Origin of the sequence: Rhizobium sp. NFR12 (assembly GCF_900108545.1) — a bacterium.
In the GTDB taxonomy this organism is placed as follows: domain Bacteria; phylum Pseudomonadota; class Alphaproteobacteria; order Rhizobiales; family Rhizobiaceae; genus Neorhizobium; species Neorhizobium soli.
The window spans coordinates 875,014-892,436 of record NZ_FNWM01000001.1; the positions used below are offsets into that span (position 1 = coordinate 875,014).

The 17,423-nt window shown below is 61.8% G+C and carries 14 protein-coding genes; 6 read left to right on the plus strand and 8 right to left on the minus strand.

Going from position 1 to position 17,423, the window contains the following annotated elements; all coding sequences use genetic code 11:
• Nucleotides 1-89: 89 nt before the first annotated feature.
• A complete protein-coding gene (locus BLW69_RS04235) occupies nt 90-1,214 on the plus strand; it encodes a branched-chain amino acid ABC transporter substrate-binding protein (RefSeq protein ID WP_062455215.1) in 1,125 nt (374 codons plus the stop codon).
• Nucleotides 1,215-1,338: 124 nt separating this feature from the next.
• Here the strand turns inward: BLW69_RS04235 and BLW69_RS04240 are convergent, their stop codons facing one another.
• The 4 genes from BLW69_RS04240 to BLW69_RS04255 all read right to left on the minus strand — a co-directional run bounded on the left by BLW69_RS04240 (nt 1,339) and on the right by BLW69_RS04255 (nt 8,761).
• Nucleotides 1,339-2,568, minus strand: coding sequence for a hypothetical protein (locus BLW69_RS04240; protein WP_244508736.1), 1,230 nt, complete (start codon nt 2,566-2,568; stop codon nt 1,339-1,341).
• Nucleotides 2,569-2,676: 108 nt separating this feature from the next.
• A complete protein-coding gene (locus tag BLW69_RS04245; protein ID WP_092660120.1) occupies nt 2,677-3,612 on the minus strand; it encodes a response regulator transcription factor in 936 nt (311 codons plus the stop codon).
• Complete coding sequence (locus BLW69_RS04250; protein ID WP_092660122.1) at nt 3,605-7,009, minus strand: hybrid sensor histidine kinase/response regulator; 3,405 nt, start codon at nt 7,007-7,009, stop codon at nt 3,605-3,607. Before BLW69_RS04250 ends, BLW69_RS04245 begins: the two co-directional genes overlap by 8 nt.
• Nucleotides 7,010-7,099: 90 nt before the next feature.
• Nucleotides 7,100-8,761, minus strand: coding sequence for an alpha-amylase family protein (locus BLW69_RS04255; protein ID WP_092660124.1), 1,662 nt, complete (start codon nt 8,759-8,761; stop codon nt 7,100-7,102).
• A 178-nt stretch (nt 8,762-8,939) separates the two neighbouring features.
• Between BLW69_RS04255 and BLW69_RS23080 the strand changes: the two genes are divergently transcribed.
• The gene (locus BLW69_RS23080; protein ID WP_256413792.1) at nt 8,940-9,068 is read left to right on the plus strand and encodes a hypothetical protein; all 129 of its coding nucleotides are present in this window, start codon (nt 8,940-8,942) and stop codon (nt 9,066-9,068) included.
• 12 nt (nt 9,069-9,080) lie between these two features.
• On the opposite strand, the gene BLW69_RS04260 is transcribed toward BLW69_RS23080, so the two are convergent.
• The 4 genes from BLW69_RS04260 to BLW69_RS04275 form a co-directional block, all read right to left on the minus strand.
• On the minus strand, nt 9,081-10,439 hold the full coding sequence (locus BLW69_RS04260) for a sensor histidine kinase (protein ID WP_092660125.1): 1,359 nt from the start codon (nt 10,437-10,439) through the stop codon (nt 9,081-9,083).
• On the minus strand, nt 10,436-11,101 hold the full coding sequence (locus BLW69_RS04265; RefSeq protein WP_062582661.1) for a response regulator transcription factor: 666 nt from the start codon (nt 11,099-11,101) through the stop codon (nt 10,436-10,438). Before BLW69_RS04265 ends, BLW69_RS04260 begins: the two co-directional genes overlap by 4 nt.
• A gap of 4 nt (nt 11,102-11,105) precedes the next feature.
• Entirely contained in the window at nt 11,106-11,597 is a 492-nt protein-coding gene (locus BLW69_RS04270) for a PepSY domain-containing protein (RefSeq protein WP_092660127.1), read from the minus strand.
• Nucleotides 11,598-11,731: 134 nt separating this feature from the next.
• Nucleotides 11,732-12,043, minus strand: coding sequence for a hypothetical protein (locus BLW69_RS04275; RefSeq protein ID WP_092660129.1), 312 nt, complete (start codon nt 12,041-12,043; stop codon nt 11,732-11,734).
• A gap of 240 nt (nt 12,044-12,283) precedes the next feature.
• On the opposite strand from BLW69_RS04275, the gene urtA reads away from it, so the two are divergent.
• The 4 genes from urtA to urtD all read left to right on the plus strand — a co-directional run bounded on the left by urtA (nt 12,284) and on the right by urtD (nt 17,330).
• Nucleotides 12,284-13,576 carry an urea ABC transporter substrate-binding protein gene (urtA, locus tag BLW69_RS04280; RefSeq protein ID WP_092660131.1) on the plus strand — a complete coding sequence of 431 codons (1,293 nt, stop codon included), beginning with the start codon at nt 12,284-12,286 and terminating at the stop codon, nt 13,574-13,576.
• Nucleotides 13,577-13,784: 208 nt separating this feature from the next.
• Nucleotides 13,785-15,392 (plus strand): urea ABC transporter permease subunit UrtB, encoded by a 1,608-nt coding sequence (urtB, locus tag BLW69_RS04285; RefSeq protein ID WP_092660133.1) that lies wholly within the window; start codon nt 13,785-13,787, stop codon nt 15,390-15,392.
• Entirely contained in the window at nt 15,389-16,564 is a 1,176-nt protein-coding gene (gene urtC / locus BLW69_RS04290) for an urea ABC transporter permease subunit UrtC (protein ID WP_092660135.1), read from the plus strand. The genes urtB and urtC overlap by 4 nt, the downstream gene beginning before the upstream one ends.
• A 4-nt stretch (nt 16,565-16,568) precedes the next feature.
• Entirely contained in the window at nt 16,569-17,330 is a 762-nt protein-coding gene (gene urtD / locus BLW69_RS04295; RefSeq protein ID WP_092660137.1) for an urea ABC transporter ATP-binding protein UrtD, read from the plus strand.
• Nucleotides 17,331-17,423 lie beyond the last annotated feature (93 nt).

Here is a 17,423-nt window from a genome sequence, read left to right on the forward strand (position 1 = left end):
AGAGGGTGGAACATTTCTCCGGCGCAATGATGGTGGGTATTGCGTCCGGGTCCCAAAAAACCGCTCACCTAAAAACTGGGAGTAAATCAATGAAGAAGTCTCTTCTTTCCGCCGTCGCGCTGACGGCGATGGTCGCATTCAGCGGCAACGCCTGGGCCGATATCATTATCGGCGTTGGCGGCCCGCTGACCGGCCCGAATGCTGCATTCGGCGCGCAGCTGCAGAAGGGTGCTGAACAGGCTATCGCCGATATCAATGCCGCCGGCGGCATCAACGGCGAAAAGCTGGTCATCGCGCTCGGCGACGACGTTTCCGATCCGAAGCAGGGCATTTCCGTTGCCAACAAGTTCGCGTCCGATGGCGTGAAGTATGTGGTCGGTCACTTCAACTCGGGCGTTTCGATCCCGGCTTCGCAGGAAGTCTATGCCGAAAACGGCATGCTCGAAGTCACCCCTGCAGCAACCAACCCTGTCTTCACCGAGCGCGGTCTGTGGAACACGTTCCGCACCTGCGGCCGTGACGACCAGCAGGGCGGCGTCGCCGGCAAGTATCTCGCCGAGAAGTTCGCCGATGCAAAAATCGCGATCATCGACGACAAGACACCTTACGGCCAGGGTCTCGCTGAAGAAACCATGAAAGCCTACAACGCGGCCGGCAAGAAGCAGGTCATCCGCGAAGGCGTCAACGTCGGCGACAAGGATTTCTCGGCGCTGATTTCCAAGATGAAGGAAGCCGGCGTTTCGATCATCTACTGGGGTGGTCTCCACACGGAAGCCGGCCTGATCATCCGTCAGGCGAAGGATGCTGGCCTCAAGGCAACGCTCGTATCGGGTGACGGTATCGTCTCCAACGAACTGGCCTCGATCGCTGGCGATGCAGTCGAAGGCACGCTGAACACGTTCGGTCCCGATCCGACACTGCGTCCGGAGAACAAGGAACTGGTTGCCAAGTTCAAGGCTGCCGGCTTCAACCCTGAAGCCTACACGCTCTATTCCTACGCAGCCGTTCAGGTCATCGCCGAAGGCATCAAGCTTGCTGGCAGCCCTGACGACGCAGAAGTCGTTGCCAAGGCTCTCAAGGAAAAGGGTCCGTTCAAGACCGTTCTCGGCGACATGGCTTTCGACGCCAAGGGCGACCCAAAGCTCCCAGGCTACGTCATGTACGAGTGGAAGAAGGGTCCGGACGGCAAGTACAGCTACTTCCCGCAGGGCTGAGCCTTCAAGGCTTGAACCATCATTCGACAGGAAGCCCGGCCATTGGCCGGGCTTTTTGCATTGATGCCTGCAGGGTTCAGATATCGAGCTGGAAGTTTCCCGAGCTCGCACCCTGAAAATCCCATCAGAAACTTTCGGGGGTGAAACTGGCAAAGCGCGCCGCGGGAAGAGGGCCGGCGGTCATCAGTGTGAAATCGAAATTCGACTTTGCTTCCGATCCCAGAACGTATTGACGGTGCACGCGCAGGAAATCGCGCTTGATCCTGTTGTAGCGCTCGGGCGCCATCATCCGCTTGACCCTGATGAAGGCAAGCGTCGCCTGGGGTGCATCTTCATGTCCTGCCAGCGCCACGACGCGGCTCTTGTAGAAATGAATGCTGTCGGTTAGGCACTGAACCTCCAGCCAGAAGATCTGTGGTGCTCGGGCAATGCGGCCGACACATTCGCGCAATGTCGTAGCGGGCCGCAGCAGCGAGCATTGCAGGATCGCGCCACCGAGCGTCACGAAGCTCACCTTGCGTTCGCTCCGAGCGGGGCCCCGCCTGAACGCATCAGGACTTTCCGCAAGCAGCATGCCGATCACGTGGGTCGCGACAGCCGATCCCATGCTGTGCGACGTGATGAGATATTCGTCCGCATCCTCAGTCAGTGCCTCGCGGACACCCTCCATGCAGCTCGCCAGCCAGGCGTTGACATCGGGCCTGTCGAGATTGCCCATCGCGTCGGCCATCTCCCAGTCGGCAAACAGGTGCAGCGTGTGAAACCGTGCCATGAAGGGCAGGAAGGCGTAGCGGAACAGCGCAAGACCAAGCGGTATGCTCCACAACAGATGCAACATATTGAGCCCGAGCAGTGCGGGCAGGGCAGCGATCACGGCGGTGAGCCCAAGCGCTACCGCCACCAGCAGGAATGGAAACAGGAAAAACAGGCCGAACCGCCATGCATGCCTGAGATAGCCGGCCATGCCGCCCTGGGTGACGATGCGCAAGGCGCTTCCATAACCGTTGAGAATACGGCGCAGCAGCGGCTTGCCGTTCAGGCTGTCCACCAGCGCGCAATGGTCGAAGATGTAGAACCGGCTTTGCGTGCCGCCGTCGGCTGGATCCGGGGCGCTACAGGCGATGTCGAAATACGCAGTCTTTGCGGTCCGCTGCAGATCGCCCGCCTGGAGATCCAGGTTCCATGTCTTAGCGCTCTGGGCCGCCGCGCGCACATAGCGGGCATGGTGCATGCCGGCATCGAGCGGCTCGAAGCCCGGGAAATGCAGGACGACGCGTTTCCTCACCCGTTCCGCCGTCGGGGAGTTATCTGCGTCGTGGGGCGTCTGTGCCGTCAAAGGCGATTGAGTAGTCATGACTGCGGAGTTCCGGATGCGGCTTGTCTAAGCCGTTGAGGGTGCGCGCGGATCTATCCCTTGGCATCGCCGACTGCAAGTGTCTGGCCCCGGTCGGTCCGTTTGCGTCTAGTCCGGCCGGTCGCCTGTGTGCAGGACGTTCGCCGCCATAACCGCTGCCGAGGCGCGGTTTTCGACGCCGAGCTTGATGTAGATCTGCTCGAGATGCTTGTTCACGGTGCGGGCCGATAGGCCGAGGATATCGCCGATATCTTTGTTCGCCTTGCCCTTGGCGATCCATAGAAGCACTTCCGACTCCCGTTGCGTCAGCGGAAAGTGCTGGCGCAGGATTTCGTCGTCCGGCCGCTTGATGACAGCGGCCGACAGCCGGAACAGGAATTCGTCGGCGCCGATCGCGCCGAGAAACGCAAACTGCAGGCTGGTCTGCAGGTTTTCGGACAGCGAGAAGGCGGCGTTGCGGGCAAAGCCTGCCGTATCGCGCTCCGCCATCCAGCCGCCGATGCGGCCCGCGACGATCGCGATTCCGTCATCGCTTTCCGTTGCGGCATTCATCAGCCGCGTTGCTTGCGGCGTCGACCAGCGGATCGAACCGTCGTTTCGCACAGCAAGCAGATGCCGGCCGGCGGCATCGAGCGCGACGCGGGCGCTCTGGGCGGAGCGGGCGTTGGAAAGATGCACCCGTATTCTCGCCCGCAGCTCGTCGATATTGATCGGCTTGCTCAGATAGTCGACGCCGCCGCTATCCAGCGCGTTGACGACGTGTTCGGTTTCGGTCAGGCCCGTCATGAAGATCACTGGCACTTGAGCTGCCGCATGCGCCTTCAGTCTGCGGCAGGTCTCGAACCCGTCCATGCCGGGCATCACGGCGTCGAGCAGGATCAGATCGGGCGTGATGCGCTCGACGATCGAAAGCGCTGCCTGACCCGACGTGGCGATCAGCACCGAAAAGCCGGATTGCTCCAGCGCTTCGGTCAGGAAGCCGAGCGTGTCGGGACTGTCGTCCACCAGGAGGACGATATCGCGCGGTGTCGTCGCGTCAGCCATCGCTGTTTTCCCGTTCTTCCAGTTCCGCTGTCTCCATGCGTTCCAGGTATTTCATGTAACCGGCCATGTCGAAGGCCTTTACATAGGTTCCGAGCTCTTCCGCGAACGGGCGGTGGGATTGATCCGTCGCAAGATCCGCGAGCTTGGCTTCGATGCCGCGCACGTAACCGATTTCACCGAGCCGCAGGAGATCCTGAAGATGGCCCGTCCCGGGGCTGATGACCGGCTGCTTGACCAATGCCGAAAGCGCCAGTGCCGGCGCTTCGTCCTCGTAGACCCATTTAAGGGAGAGATGCGAGGCAAGCTTGTCGGCAAGGCGGCGCAGGTTGACGGGCTTTGAAAGCGTATCGTCATGCCCTTCGCCACCGGCATCCGCGGTCGTGCCATCGCCGATATTGGCCGAGAGCATGATCATGGGCGCCGTCTGGCCCTCCTCGCGCAACCGCGAAACAAGCTGCCAGCCGCTCATGCCGGGCATGGAGATATCGACCAGAAAAAGATCCGGCCGCACACCCTCGATCAGCGTCAGGCATTCCGGTCCGTCGACGGCGGTCAGGATGACGAAATCCATCGGCGCCAGCACTTCGCGCATCAGGTCGCGGTGATCCTGGTTGTCGTCCACCACGACGATGGTGCGGCGCGGCCCGGTATAGGAGACGATCTTGCGCTCGGCCTCCGGCGTCGTATTCGGCCGCTCGATGGCCGAGAGCATGAGGCGCACCTTGAAGGTGGAGCCTTCACCCTTCGTACTGGCAACCGAGATTTCGCCGCCGAGCGTGTTGGTCAGAAGCTGCGTGATCGTCAGGCCGAGCCCAAGTCCCGGCATCGGCCGTATGCTTTCCGCCTCGCCGCGCTGGAACGGCTCGTAGATGCGGCCGAGATCCTTCTCCGCAATGCCACGGCCGGTATCGGTCACGGTGAAGGTGGCCACCTGACTGCGATAGGCGATCTCGAAACGAACAGTTCCCTCGTCGGTGAATTTGACCGCGTTGGAAAGGATGTTGACGAGGATCTGGCGAAGCCGCTTTTCGTCGGTGCGGACATATTGCGGAAGCGTGCGGGCGCGCACGTGTTCGAAGGCAAGGCCCTTGGCCTGCGCCTGGAGGCTGAACATCTCGACGATCTGGTCGAGGAAATCCTGGATGTTGATCTCGTTGGAATAGACCTGCAGCCGCCCGGCCTCGATCTTGGAAATGTCCAGCAGCCCGTCGATCAGGCCGGAAAGATGATCCGCGCTGCGCTTGATGACCTTGATTGCCGACTGCCGCGGGGCAGGGATGGTGTCGTCGCGCTCCAGGATCTGGGCATAGCCCAACACGGCGTTGAGGGGCGTGCGCAGCTCGTGGCTGAGGCCGACGACATACCGGCTCTTGGCGCGGTTGGCAGCTTCTGCGGTTTCCTTGGCATCCTGCAGCGCCGCATCGGTCTTCTTGTGTGCCGAGATTTCCTTGAGCAGAAGCGTGTTCTGCCGCGAGGATTCCTCCTCGGCCACCATCCGGCTGTCATGGGCCAGCACGTAGAACCAGGAAAAAATGCCGGTGATGATGGCAAAGACGAAGAAGACGATCAGGATCGTGCCGTAGATGACATCGGCATTGGCGGGTGCCGCCTCGCCCACCTGATAGGCGATCAATGACAGGATGGCGCCAATCGCCGAGATCGAGATCACAGCCGTCATCCCGTAGCGGCCGAGCCGGGTCGTGAGCTTTGCAATGACGCTTTCGGTGAGGAATGTGCGCGCCACCGTGCCGATCTGCGTGTTCAGACGCGCATGCGGCTTGCACATGTCGTGGCAGCGGCTGTCCAGCGAACAGCAGAGCGAGCATATCGGCGCCGCATAGGCCGGGCACCAGGCCATGTCCTCGTGCTCGAACGGGTGTTCGCAGATCGAGCAGGTGATCGAACCGAGCGTCTTCCAGCTCTGGCGCGGCTTTCTGGCGAGATAGTATTTGCCCTTCGTGGCAAAGGCGATCGCCGGCGACACCAGGAAGGCCGTCAGTGTCAGATAGGTAGCGAGCGACGCCATCAGCGGGCCGAACAGGCCGAGATGGGCGGTCAGTGCGATGCCGGTCGCGGTGAACATGGCGCCGAGCCCGACCGGGTTGACGTCATAGAGATGGGCGCGCTTGAACTCGATGCCGGGCGGCGACAGACCGAGCGGCTTGTTGATGAAGAGATCTGCCGAGATCGTGCAGAGCCAGCTCATCGCGACGATCGAGAAGATGCCGAGCGTTTCCTCGAGGAGCCGGTAGATGCCGAGTTCCATCAGAAGCAGCGCGATGATGACGTTGAACACCAGCCAGACGACGCGGCCCGGATGGCTGTGGGTCAGCCGCGAGAAAAAGTTCGACCAGGCAAGCGACCCCGCATAGGCGTTCATCACGTTGATCTTCAGCTGCGACACGACCACGAAAGCCGCCATCAGCATCAGCGCCGCGGTTTCGTTGGGGATCATGTAGCCGAACGCGGCGAGGTACATGTGGGCGGGATCGGCCGCGTCCTCGACCGGCACGGCGCTCGAAAGCGTCAGCACGGCGAGGAAGGAGCCTGCGAGAAGCTTTGGCACGCCGACCAGAACCCAGCCGGGTCCGGCCAGAAACACGGCGAACCGGTGGCGCCATTTGCGCTGCCCTTCCGGCGGCAGAAAGCGCAGGAAGTCGACCTGCTCGCCGATTTGGGGCATCAGCGCCAGGATGACGGCCGACGCTGCCCCGAACTCCACCAGATCGAACGGCGCGGCCCCGCCGACTTCGCCGTTCGAATGGCCGATGCCGGCAAAGGCGCGCCAGAGGTCGAATTTCTGCCAGTCCATAAAGGCGATGAAGACAAAGGGCAGAATGTTGAGGATGATCCAGAACGGTTGGGTCAGAAGCTGGAAGCGCGAGATCAACTGCACGCCGTAGATGACCAGCGGGATCACCACCGCGGCCGAGATGATATAGCCGATCCAGGGCGGAATGCCGAAGGCGAGATCAAGCGCGCCGGTCATGATCGAGGCCTCGATCGCAAACAGCATGAAGGTGAAGCTCGCATAGATCAGCGAGGTGATGGTGGAGCCGATATAACCGAACGAGGCGCCGCGGGTGAGGAGATCGATATCGACCCCGTGGCGGATCGCATAGCGGCTGATCGGCAATCCCACGACCAGCATGACGAGAGCGGCCCCCAGAATGGCGAAAAACGCGTTGGTCGTGCCGTAGGAGAGCGTAATCGCCCCGCCGATCGCCTCCAGCGCCAGAAACGAGATCGCACCGATCGCCGTCTGCGAAATCCGGCTCGACGAAAACCGCCTAGCGCTCTTTGCGGTAAACCGCAGCGCATAGTCTTCCAGCGTCTGGTTTGCGACCCAGCGATTGTACTCACGGCGAACCGGTATGATGCGTTGGCGTGCTGCCATGCCTAAAAACGATCGCCTTTATCGGGGAGACTGATATTTAGGCAGTTTCGACTTTGGTGCAGCGTTTTGCAAGGGCGGTTTTACCGCCGCTCACACCTCGCTGCGCTTCAGCAGGTAATCCAGCCCACCGGCGCGATACCAGCGATAGCCATAGGGCTCGATCACGATGTGATGCTTGCCTTTGTCGTCCGCTGTGCTGTCCGAGTCGTCGGCGATATCGATCAGGTTGCGCCCCGCATCCTCGAGGCCCACGTCGAAGGTGATCTCCACCGGCCGGTCGTGGAAATTGTGGAGGATCACCAGCGCATTGTCGCGCCAGTCGTATCGCATGGCGAGCACACCGTCATCGCCGGTATCGAGGCATTCGAACGTGCCCCAGCCGATCTCAGGCGCTTCCTTGCGCATGCGGATCATCCGCTCCGTCCAGTTGAGCATGGAATCGGGATCGCGACGCTGGATGGCGACGTTGACGTGGTCGAAGCCGTAAGGGCCCTCGTGGATGACAGGCAGGATCGGTTTGTCGCTCTTGGTGAAGCCGCCCTGAGGCTCGTTCGACCACTGCATCGGCGTGCGGGCGCAGTTGCGCTCCGGCAGCGACAGGTCGTCGCCCATGCCGATTTCGTCGCCGTAGCGCAGAACCGGCGTGCCGGGTAGGGAATACATCAGGCTGTAGGCGAGTTTCAGCCGGCGCGGATCGCCACCCAGCATCGGCGCCAGACGGCGGCGAATACCGCGGTCGTAGAGCTGCATGTCCTTGTCCGGACCCATCTTGTCGAACACCGTCTGGCGCTGCTTGTCGGTCAGGCGGCCGAGGTCGAGTTCGTCGTGGTTGCGCAGGAAAATGCCCCACTGGCCGGTCGCCGGGCGTTCCTTGGTGTCGTTCATCGCCTTTGCCAGTGGCCGCACGTCGGCGCTGGCCATCGCGTAAAACAGCGACTGGTTGACGTGGAAGTTGAACATCATCTGCATCCGGTCGCCGTCGTCGCCGAAATATTGCAAGTTCTCCTTGGGAACGACATTCGCTTCGGCGAGAATGATGCTGTCACCCTGGCGCCATTGCAGGAACTCGCGGAAGGACCGCAGCATGTCGAACTGCTCCTTCGGCTTTTTGATGTCGGCGCCCTTTTCGGCAATCACGAAGGGCACGGCATCCATGCGGAAGCCTGAGACACCAAGCTGCAGCCAGAAGCCCATGATCTTCAGGATCTCGGCCTGCACATGCGGGTTGGCGGTGTTGAGATCCGGCTGGAATTCGTAGAAGCGGTGGAAATAGTACTCGCCGGAGGCCTTGTCGCGCGTCCAGGTCGTCTTCTGGATGCCCGGAAACACCATGCCCTCATCGGCATTGGCCGGTTTCGTCTTCGACCAGACATACCAGTCGCGGTAGCGCGAATTCTTGTCGGCACGGGCTTCCTTGAACCAGGGATGTTCGTCCGATGTGTGGTTGACGACGAGATCGATCAGGACACGGATGCCGCGTTGCTTGGCACTGTGGGTGAACTCGACGAAATCGCCGAGCGTGCCGTAGCGGGGATCGACGTTGTAATAGTCTGAGACATCATATCCGTCGTCGCGGCCGGGAGACGCCTGGAACGGCATCAGCCAGATCGCGGTCACGCCGAGGCCGGCGAGGTAGTCCAGGCGCCGCTGCACCCCTTGAAAATCACCGACCCCGTCGCCGTTGGAATCCATGAAGGTTTCGACATTGAGGCAATAGAAGACGGCATTTTTGTACCAGAGGTCGTTGATCACGGGATGCTCCACGGCTTCGATCGATCCGGGGCAATTGCATCAGACGGTGAATTGTTCCCGTCCGAGTGTGAGTTTGCGATCAAGCGTCGGAAAATGCCCTATCAAACCGGTGTAATAACGCTTGCTATTTTACCCGGATCAGAGGCTATGCTTCACCATCAACATGAGGAGATAGGTCATGGCCAAGGGTCAGGTACGCGGCAACAAGGAAACGCGCAAACCCAAGAAGGACAAGGCCGCTCCAGCGGCTGCGCCGACTTTGGGTTCGCAGGTCAAGTCGGCCGAAAGCAACACCAAAAAGAAGTAATCCGCTCCGTCGTCATGCCGCGATCTCCTTGGTCGCCGGCAGACACAGGACGGCTTCAAGACCTCCCATATGCGACCGGGAGAGGCTCAGCTTCCCGCCGTAAGCATTTGCGATGTCGCCGGAAATCGCCAGGCCAAGGCCTGTTCCGGCGCCATCGTTGTCTTCCTCCTGCTGGCCGCGGACACCGCGCTTCAGCATGGAGGCGTAACGCTCCGGCGTGACGCCCGGGCCATCGTCCGCGATACGCAGAAACACCATCCCGCCATCGCCCCTCGATGCCGTCAGCGCGATGCGGTGTCTTGCAAAACGGACAGCGTTGTCGAGAATGTTGCCGATCGCTTCGGCTGCGTCGGCCGGGTCCGCCTGGACCGTGAGCGCCGGATCGATATCGAGCTCCCAGTCGATCCCGCGGTTTTCGGTGACGGGCGACAGCACGCTCACAAGCTTTCCCGAAATACCGAGAAGCGATGTCGTCGCCATCTGTTCGACGCCCATTCGTGCGGCCTGCAGCTGCCGGTCGGCGCGCTGGCGCACCAGCTCGATCTGCTGCAGGGCTGTTTCGCGACGGGCGCCCGGCAGATCCTCGACGAGATGGGACAGGACGGTCAGTGGCGTTTTCAGGCCGTGTGCAAGATCGCTTGCCCGGGCGCGCGCCCTCTCGACGGCATTTTCCCGCTCCGACAGAAGAAGGTTGATCTCGTTGACGAGCGGCGTGACTTCGCTTGGCCCCTGCGCACCGATGCTCGGCAGGCGACCCGCCCGGATATCGGCTACATCCTGGCGCAGGCGAGAAAGCGGCCTCAGACCGACGAGGCTCTGGAGGAGTGCGGCAAGGAAAAGCAGGGCACCGATGGCAACCAGCATCATGACCAGCGGCCGGTGATAGGTGGCGAGCGCTTCCTCCATGTCGTTCTTGGAGAAGGCGGTGTAGAGGGTGAAGCGCTGCAGGGCTTCGCCTTCGCCGATCGACATGTCCCTGACCGTGATCAGGATCGTGCCACCATCGGGTCCCTCGGTCTGGTAGAAGCCGCAATAGAGATCGGGAGAAAACAACTGCCGCGAAAGTTCCTGGTCCCAAAGCGAGCGGGAGCGCAGCGGAGGTTTCCCGTCTGCGGGCGATATCTGCCAGTAGAGGCCGCCGGCGGGGATCTGGAAGCGTGCATCGGACGGCTCGCTGGCCAGGGAGAGACCGTTCTGCTGAATGGTCAGCCGGGCGCCGAGCGCGTCCGAGACGGCCGTCATCTCCGCGGAATACTGGTCGGCGACATAGTCCTCGAACAGGTGACCGAGCACGAACCAGGCGAGCCACAGGGCCACGCCGATCGATATCAGGGCACCGATTGCCAGACGGAAACGTAAGGAGCGGATCACGGGCGTTTCTCCGGCAGAACGTATCCAAAGCCACGGCGGGTCTCGATCGCGTCGCTGTCGGTTTTCTTGCGCAAGCGGGCAACCATCGCCTCGACGGCGTTCTTGGCGGCGTCGTCGTCGCGGCCCTGAACCTGGCTTGCAAGCTCCGCCGGCGTCAGGACGGCACCCGGACGGTCAATGAACAGGGAAATCATCCGGTATTCCAGAGGGCTCAGATCCAGCTCGCGTCCGTCGAACGTCACGCGGCGGGCCTGCTCGTCCAGCGTGAACCGGTCGGCCGATTTGACGCGGGCCTGAACCTTGCCGGTTCGGCGAAGCAGCGCCTTCAGCCGGGCGAGCAGCTCCTCGCTGCGAAACGGTTTCGGCAGGTAGTCGTCGGCGCCCGCGTCGAAGCCATCGACGCGTTCCATCCACGAACCGCGCGCCGTCAGCACGAGGACGGGCGTTTCGACGCCGCTTGCCCGCCAGCGCTTGAGAATTGAAAGCCCGTCCATCCCCGGCAGGCCGAGATCTAGGATGATGGCTGCATGGTCGCCTGTCTCGCCCCGTTCCCAAATGTCTGGTCCGTTCGACAGAGTTTCGACGAAATAGCCCTCGCGACTGAGCTTCTCGACGACGAGCGCTGCGATCTGGGGGTCGTCTTCGGCAAGCAGGATCTTCATGATATCAACCGCCTCCCAGCAGCGAGCCGCTTCTCGCATCGACTCGCAGGGTGCGGATGGCACCGGTGTTGTCACGCAGTTTCAATTGATAGACGTCGCGCGACGGCGAGCGGCTGAGACGGATGTCGATGATGCGACCATACCTGGTGGCGTCGATCTTTCTCAGCATCGTCTTTAGCGGCATGATCTGACCGCTGCGAACCGCATCGCGGGCCCGATCGGAATCGTTTGGGCCATAGCCGCCCCCCGAAGCGTCATGGCCTCCCGCACCGTCCTTGCCGTGGTCATCACCGCCATCGTCATCACCGCCGTGGTTATCGCCATCATCGCCACCGCCGTCATTGCCCGAGCCGCTACCGCCCGAACCGGAAGATCCGCCGCCATCGCTGCCGCCATCGCCGTCCTTGGCGAATGCGGGCGCAACGGGTGCGACAATCGCCGACCCGAGTGTGGCCGCGAGCAGCGCAGCAAGACAGATACGACGGGTCACGCCCATTGATACTCCGGATAGGACTGTGTGGCAGCGCTTTTGAGCCGCGAAACACTACTCTGCCATGATGGCGATGTTGCTGCAAACGGCCGCACCCCCGCCGGCATCCGGCGGGGGTGCGGACAGTGGTCGGACAAAGCCTATTTGTGGCCGCCGCGCGTGCCGCCCTTGTGGTCGTTCTTGTTGTGGTTTGCAGAGTCATCGCTGCTCTTGCCGCCGCGCTTTCCGCCCTTGTCGTCGTTCTTGTCATGGGTTGCAGCGTCGTCGCGGCTCTTGCCGCCGCGCTTGCCACCCTTGTCGTCATTGGCATCATGGTTCGGACCATCGTCCGCACCCTGGCGGGCAAAGGCTGCGGATGTGCCGGCAAAGGGAACGGCTGCCTGGACCAGTGGCAGCGATGCGGTGAGGGCGAGTGCGGCGGCGAAGGTCGTCAGAGCAAGTTTCGTTTTCATGGCATGTTTCCTCTCGTATTTGGTTGACGAGTGCAGAATGCCATGGGGGCCCTGACAGGCCACTGAGTGCCGCTGTCAGCAAACTGTCAGACTGGAGAGGACTTGCCCTCCAACGGGCCGGTTCACCCCTCCCGATACGTCATTCGACGTATACGGTTTTGCGGTGCAGCAGCCGATAGTCCGGTTAAGCAACGGTTAAATCTCCGGTTGCTTGAACGAACAAGAAGAGGGGTTCGACCAATGACATTCAGGGTGAAACTTACCGGCGCGCTGCTTGCCGCTGCCATGTCCGCCACGGCGCTTTCGGGCGCATACGCTGCCGACGATACGATCAAGATCGGCGTCCTGCATTCGCTGTCCGGTACGATGGCGATTTCCGAGACGACGCTGAAAGACGCCATGCTGATGATGGTGGAAGAGCAGAACAAGAAGGGCGGCGTTCTCGGCAAGAAGCTCGAGGCCGTCGTCGTCGATCCGGCCTCCGACTGGCCGCTGTTTGCCGAAAAGGCCCGCCAGCTGATCAGCCAGGACAAGGTTGCAGCCGTGTTCGGTTGCTGGACCTCGTCGTCGCGCAAGTCGGTTCTTCCTGTCTTCGAAGAACTGAACTCGATCCTGTTCTACCCGGTCCAGTACGAGGGTGAAGAATCCTCGCGCAACATCTTCTACACGGGCGCTGCGCCGAACCAGCAGGCCATTCCTGCGGTCGATTATCTCGCCAAGGAAGAAGGCGTCCAGCGCTGGGTTCTCGCCGGCACCGACTATGTCTATCCGCAGACGACCAACAAGATCCTCAAGGCCTATCTGATGTCGAAGGGCGTCGCCGAGGCCGATATCATGGTCAACTACACGCCGTTCGGTCATTCCGACTGGCAGACCATCGTTTCCGACATCAAGAAGTTCGGCTCTGCCGGCAAGAAGACCGCCGTTGTTTCCACCATCAACGGTGACGCAAACGTGCCGTTCTACAAGGAACTCGGCAACCAGGGCATCAAGGCCGAAGACATTCCGGTCGTGGCATTCTCGGTCGGCGAAGAAGAGCTTGCCGGTCTCGACACCAAGCCGCTGGTCGGCCATCTCGCCGCCTGGAACTATTTCCAGTCCGTCGATGCCGAGGTCAATGCGTCCTTCATCAAGGAATGGCACGCCTTTACCAAGAACGACAAGCGCGTGACCAACGATCCGATGGAAGCCGCCTATATCGGTTTCCAGGCCTGGGTTAAGGCCGTCGAATCCGCCGGCACGACCGACACGAACGCGGTTCTCGACTCCATCATCGGCGTTTCGGTGCCGAACCTGTCGGGCGGTTACTCCACCGTCATGCCGAACCACCACATCACCAAGCCGGTGCTGATCGGTGAAATCCAGGCCGATGGCCAGTTCGAAATCGTCCAGGAAACCCCTGCCGTCGTCGGTGACGAATGGTCGGATTACCTGCCGGACTCCAAGAACCTGATCTCCGATTGGCGCAAGCCGATGTCCTGCGGCAACTTCAACGTTGCAACCGGCAAGTGCGGCGGCAAGGGCGGCAGCTGATCCAGTCTCGGCCATAGTTAAGGTTGCCCCTCACCCTAACCCTCTCCCCGCAAGCGGGGCGAGGGGACTTGGGCACGCGAGAGCGTGACCGGGGGGCGGTGAGGGCGTGACGATCATCCTTTTCCCCGCTGGCGGGGAGAAGGTGCCGGCAGGCGGATGAGGGGCGATCGAGCCCTCCGCCCCACGCGGCCATCCGGGGGACAAAGATATGCCTATCCGTTTTTTCACGCTGATTTTTCTGATCTTTTCGTTTGCAGCGCCAGCATTTTCGCAAGGGGCTGATCCGAAGCCGCTTTTTAACCAGCTCGCCGATGCCGATTTCGGCCAGGCTGAATCGATCGTCGCTCAGATCGCCACCAGTGGCGATATCCGCGTTGTGCCGGCGCTTGAGGCTTTTGCCGAGGGTGATCTCTATTTCCGCAAGGCGGACAAGGCCGTGTTCGTGGCAAAACCCGCCGGCGCGCAGCTCGATCTCATCGATCCGGTGACGGCGGAAAGTGCCGGCCAGGTCGCCAAGGGGGCAGTCACCAAGATCCGCGTCAACAATACGCTGCGGCGCGCCATTCGTGCAGCGCTTGGCGGTCTGACGCTGATGAGCCCGGATCGCGGTGTCCGTCTTGCCGCAGCCGATGCGATCCTTTTGTCGCCGAGTGCGGAGGCGCTGGATCTGGTCGAGGCTGCGATTGCCAAGGAAACCGACCGCGACGTCAAATTCCGCATGGAAGAGGCGCGCGCCGTCTCGGTGCTCTCCTCCGACCGCTCGCTCGACGAAAAGCGCGCCGCCATCCAGACCATGGGCAATCTTGGCGGGCGCAGTGCGCTCGGCATTCTCAGTTCGGTCTCGTCAACCATCGATCCGAGCCTGAAGGCCGATCTCGATGCGGCGATCAAAGCCATCCAGAACGAGCAGCAGCTGTGGGATATGGCCCAGAACGTCTGGTACGGCGTGTCGCTCGGTTCCGTGCTGCTCTTGGCCGCGATCGGTCTTGCCATCACCTTCGGCGTGATGGGCATCATCAACATGGCGCATGGCGAAATGGTCATGCTCGGCGCCTATTCCACCTATATGGTGCAGGAAGTGATCCGCGGCCACGCGCCCGGCCTGTTCGACTGGTCGCTGACGATTGCGCTGCCGGTGGCCTTTCTCGTGACCGGCGCCGTCGGCTTCGTCGTGGAGCGCGGTATCATCCGCTTTCTCTATGGTCGGCCGTTGGAAACCCTGCTCGCCACCTGGGGCGTGTCGCTGATCCTGCAGCAGACGATCCGCTCCATCTTCGGCCCCACCAACAAGGAAGTCGGCAACCCGTCCTGGATGTCCGGTTCGTTTCCGCTCGGCGGCATGACGATCACCTGGAACCGCATGTGGATCGTCATCTTCTCGCTGTCGATCTTCTTCGCGCTGCTGGTGGTGATGAAGAAATCCGCCTTCGGCCTCAACATGCGCGCCGTCACCCAGAACCGTCGCATGGCATCCTCCATGGGCATCCGCACGCCATGGGTCGACGCGCTGACCTTCGCGCTCGGCTCCGGCATCGCCGGCATTGCGGGCGTCGCGCTCAGCCAAATCGACAACGTCTCGCCCAATCTCGGCCAGAGCTACATTATCGACAGTTTCATGGTCGTGGTGTTCGGCGGCGTCGGCAATCTCTGGGGCACGCTGGTCGGGGCACTTTCGCTCGGGGTGCTCAACAAGTTCCTCGAACCCTCGGTCGGTGCCGTTCTCGGCAAGATCCTGGTTCTGGTTCTCATCATCCTCTTCATCCAGAAACGTCCGCGCGGTCTTTTCGCGCTCAAGGGAAGGGCGATCGAAGCATGATTACCGGCTTCATTCTGCGTGCACTCGAAGGCAAGATCGTCGTGGCCATCGCCATCCTGCTCGGCGTCGCCATTCTCGTCCCGGCGCTCAATCTCCTGACGTCGCCCGACAGCGCGCTCCACATCCCGACCTATGCGATGGCGCTGATGGGCAAGTATCTCTGCTATGCGCTGTTGGCGCTGGCGCTGGATCTGGTCTGGGGCTATTGCGGCATCCTCTCGCTCGGCCACGGCGCGTTCTTTGCGCTCGGCGGCTATGCGATGGGTATGTATCTGATGCGCCAGATCGGCTCGCGCGGCACCTACGGCAATCCGCTGCTGCCCGATTTCATGGTCTTCCTCAACTGGAAGGAACTGCCCTGGTTCTGGTACGGGTTCGATCACTTCGCCTTTGCGATGCTGATGGTTCTGGTCGTGCCGGGCCTGCTTGCCTTCGTGTTCGGCTGGTTCGCCTTCCGCAGCCGCGTCAACGGCGTCTACCTGTCGATCATCACCCAGGCGATGACCTATGCGCTTCTGCTTGCCTTCTTCCGCAACGACATGGGGTTCGGCGGCAATAACGGCCTGACAGATTTCAAGGAAATCCTCGGCTTCAACGTGCAGGCCGGCGGCACCCGTGCGGCGCTGTTTGCGATTTCGGCCATCATGCTGGCGCTCTGCCTGCTGGTCGCCTCGGCCATCACCCGCTCGAAATTCGGCAAGGTGCTGGTTGGCGTCCGCGATGCGGAAAGCCGCGTCCGCTTCCTCGGCTTCCGGGTGGAGAATATCAAGCTCTTCACATTCGTCGTTTCGGCCATGTTTGCCGGCATTGCCGGTGCGCTGTTCGTGCCGCAGGTCGGCATCATCAATCCGGGCGAATTTGCCCCCGCCAACTCGATCGAAGTCGTCGTCTGGACGGCGGTCGGCGGCCGCGGCACGCTGATCGGCCCGATCATCGGCGCCATCCTCGTCAATGCCGGCAAAAGCTATTTCACCGGCGCCTTTCCGGAGATCTGGCTGTTTGCGCTGGGCGGCCTGTTCATTGCCGTCACGCTGTTCCTGCCGCGGGGCATCGTCGGCACCATCCAGCACGGCTTTGCCGGCCGCAAGGCGCTGAAGGCAGCGGTCGAGGCGGAAAAGGGCAGGGATGCCGGGGCGGTCCCGGTCGCCCGACAGGTTCAGGCAGCGGAGTGAGACGATGAACACGATTGCCGAAACACGCACGAAAAGCCTGCTCTATCTCGAAGACGTCTCCGTCTCCTTCGACGGGTTCAAGGCGATCAACTCGCTGTCGCTTGTGGTCGAACCGGGAGAGCTTCGCGCCATCATCGGCCCGAACGGTGCCGGCAAGACGACGATGATGGATATCATCACCGGCAAGACGCGTCCCGATACCGGCCGGGTGATCTTCGAAGACACGATCGACCTCACCAAGAAGGACGAGGCCGATATCGCCCAGCTCGGCATCGGCCGCAAATTCCAGAAGCCGACCGTGTTCGAAAGCCACACCGTGTGGGACAATCTCGAACTGGCGCTCAACCGGTCGCGCACCGTGTTCGGCACGCTGTTCTATACGCTGTCTGCCGACGACGAGGCGCGCATCGAGGAGATCCTCGAGACGATCCGCATGACGCATCGCAAAAACGAATATGCCGCCAATCTTTCGCACGGCCAGAAACAGTGGCTCGAGATCGGCATGCTTCTGGCGCAGGAGCCGAAGCTGCTTCTGGTCGACGAGCCGGTCGCCGGCATGACGGATGCCGAGACATCCGAGACCGCATTGCTGCTGAAGGAAATCGCCAAGACCCGCTCGGTCGTGGTGGTGGAACACGACATGGGCTTCATCCGTGATCTCGGCGTCAAGGTGACGTGTCTCGCGGAAGGGTCGGTGCTGGCCGAAGGCTCGATCGATTTCGTGTCGAACGATCCGAAGGTGATCGAGAATTATCTGGGGCGGTGAGGGATTACCCTCCCCTTGAGGGGGAGGGTCGGCGCAAAGCGCCGGGGTGGGGTGATCTTTGGGATCCCGGCGGTCACCCCCACCCGCAGCTTC

Bases quoted from the DNA above. Each gene is read 5' to 3' on its own strand.
- BLW69_RS04245 (WP_092660120.1), bottom strand. From the start codon at position 3,612: ATGGCTGACGCGACGACACCGCGCGATATCGTCCTCCTGGTGGACGAC.
- BLW69_RS04265 (WP_062582661.1), bottom strand. From the start codon at position 11,101: ATGAAGATCCTGCTTGCCGAAGACGACCCCCAGATCGCAGCGCTCGTC.
- BLW69_RS04270 (WP_092660127.1), bottom strand. From the start codon at position 11,597: ATGGGCGTGACCCGTCGTATCTGTCTTGCTGCGCTGCTCGCGGCCACA.
- urtB (WP_092660133.1), top strand. From the start codon at position 13,785: ATGCCTATCCGTTTTTTCACGCTGATTTTTCTGATCTTTTCGTTTGCA.
- urtA (WP_092660131.1), top strand. From the start codon at position 12,284: ATGACATTCAGGGTGAAACTTACCGGCGCGCTGCTTGCCGCTGCCATG.
- BLW69_RS04240 (WP_244508736.1), bottom strand. From the start codon at position 2,568: ATGACTACTCAATCGCCTTTGACGGCACAGACGCCCCACGACGCAGAT.
- BLW69_RS23080 (WP_256413792.1), top strand. From the start codon at position 8,940: ATGGCCAAGGGTCAGGTACGCGGCAACAAGGAAACGCGCAAACCCAAG.
- BLW69_RS04235 (WP_062455215.1), top strand. From the start codon at position 90: ATGAAGAAGTCTCTTCTTTCCGCCGTCGCGCTGACGGCGATGGTCGCA.
- BLW69_RS04250 (WP_092660122.1), bottom strand. From the start codon at position 7,009: ATGGCAGCACGCCAACGCATCATACCGGTTCGCCGTGAGTACAATCGC.
- urtD (WP_092660137.1), top strand. From the start codon at position 16,569: ATGAACACGATTGCCGAAACACGCACGAAAAGCCTGCTCTATCTCGAA.
- BLW69_RS04275 (WP_092660129.1), bottom strand. From the start codon at position 12,043: ATGAAAACGAAACTTGCTCTGACGACCTTCGCCGCCGCACTCGCCCTC.
- urtC (WP_092660135.1), top strand. From the start codon at position 15,389: ATGATTACCGGCTTCATTCTGCGTGCACTCGAAGGCAAGATCGTCGTG.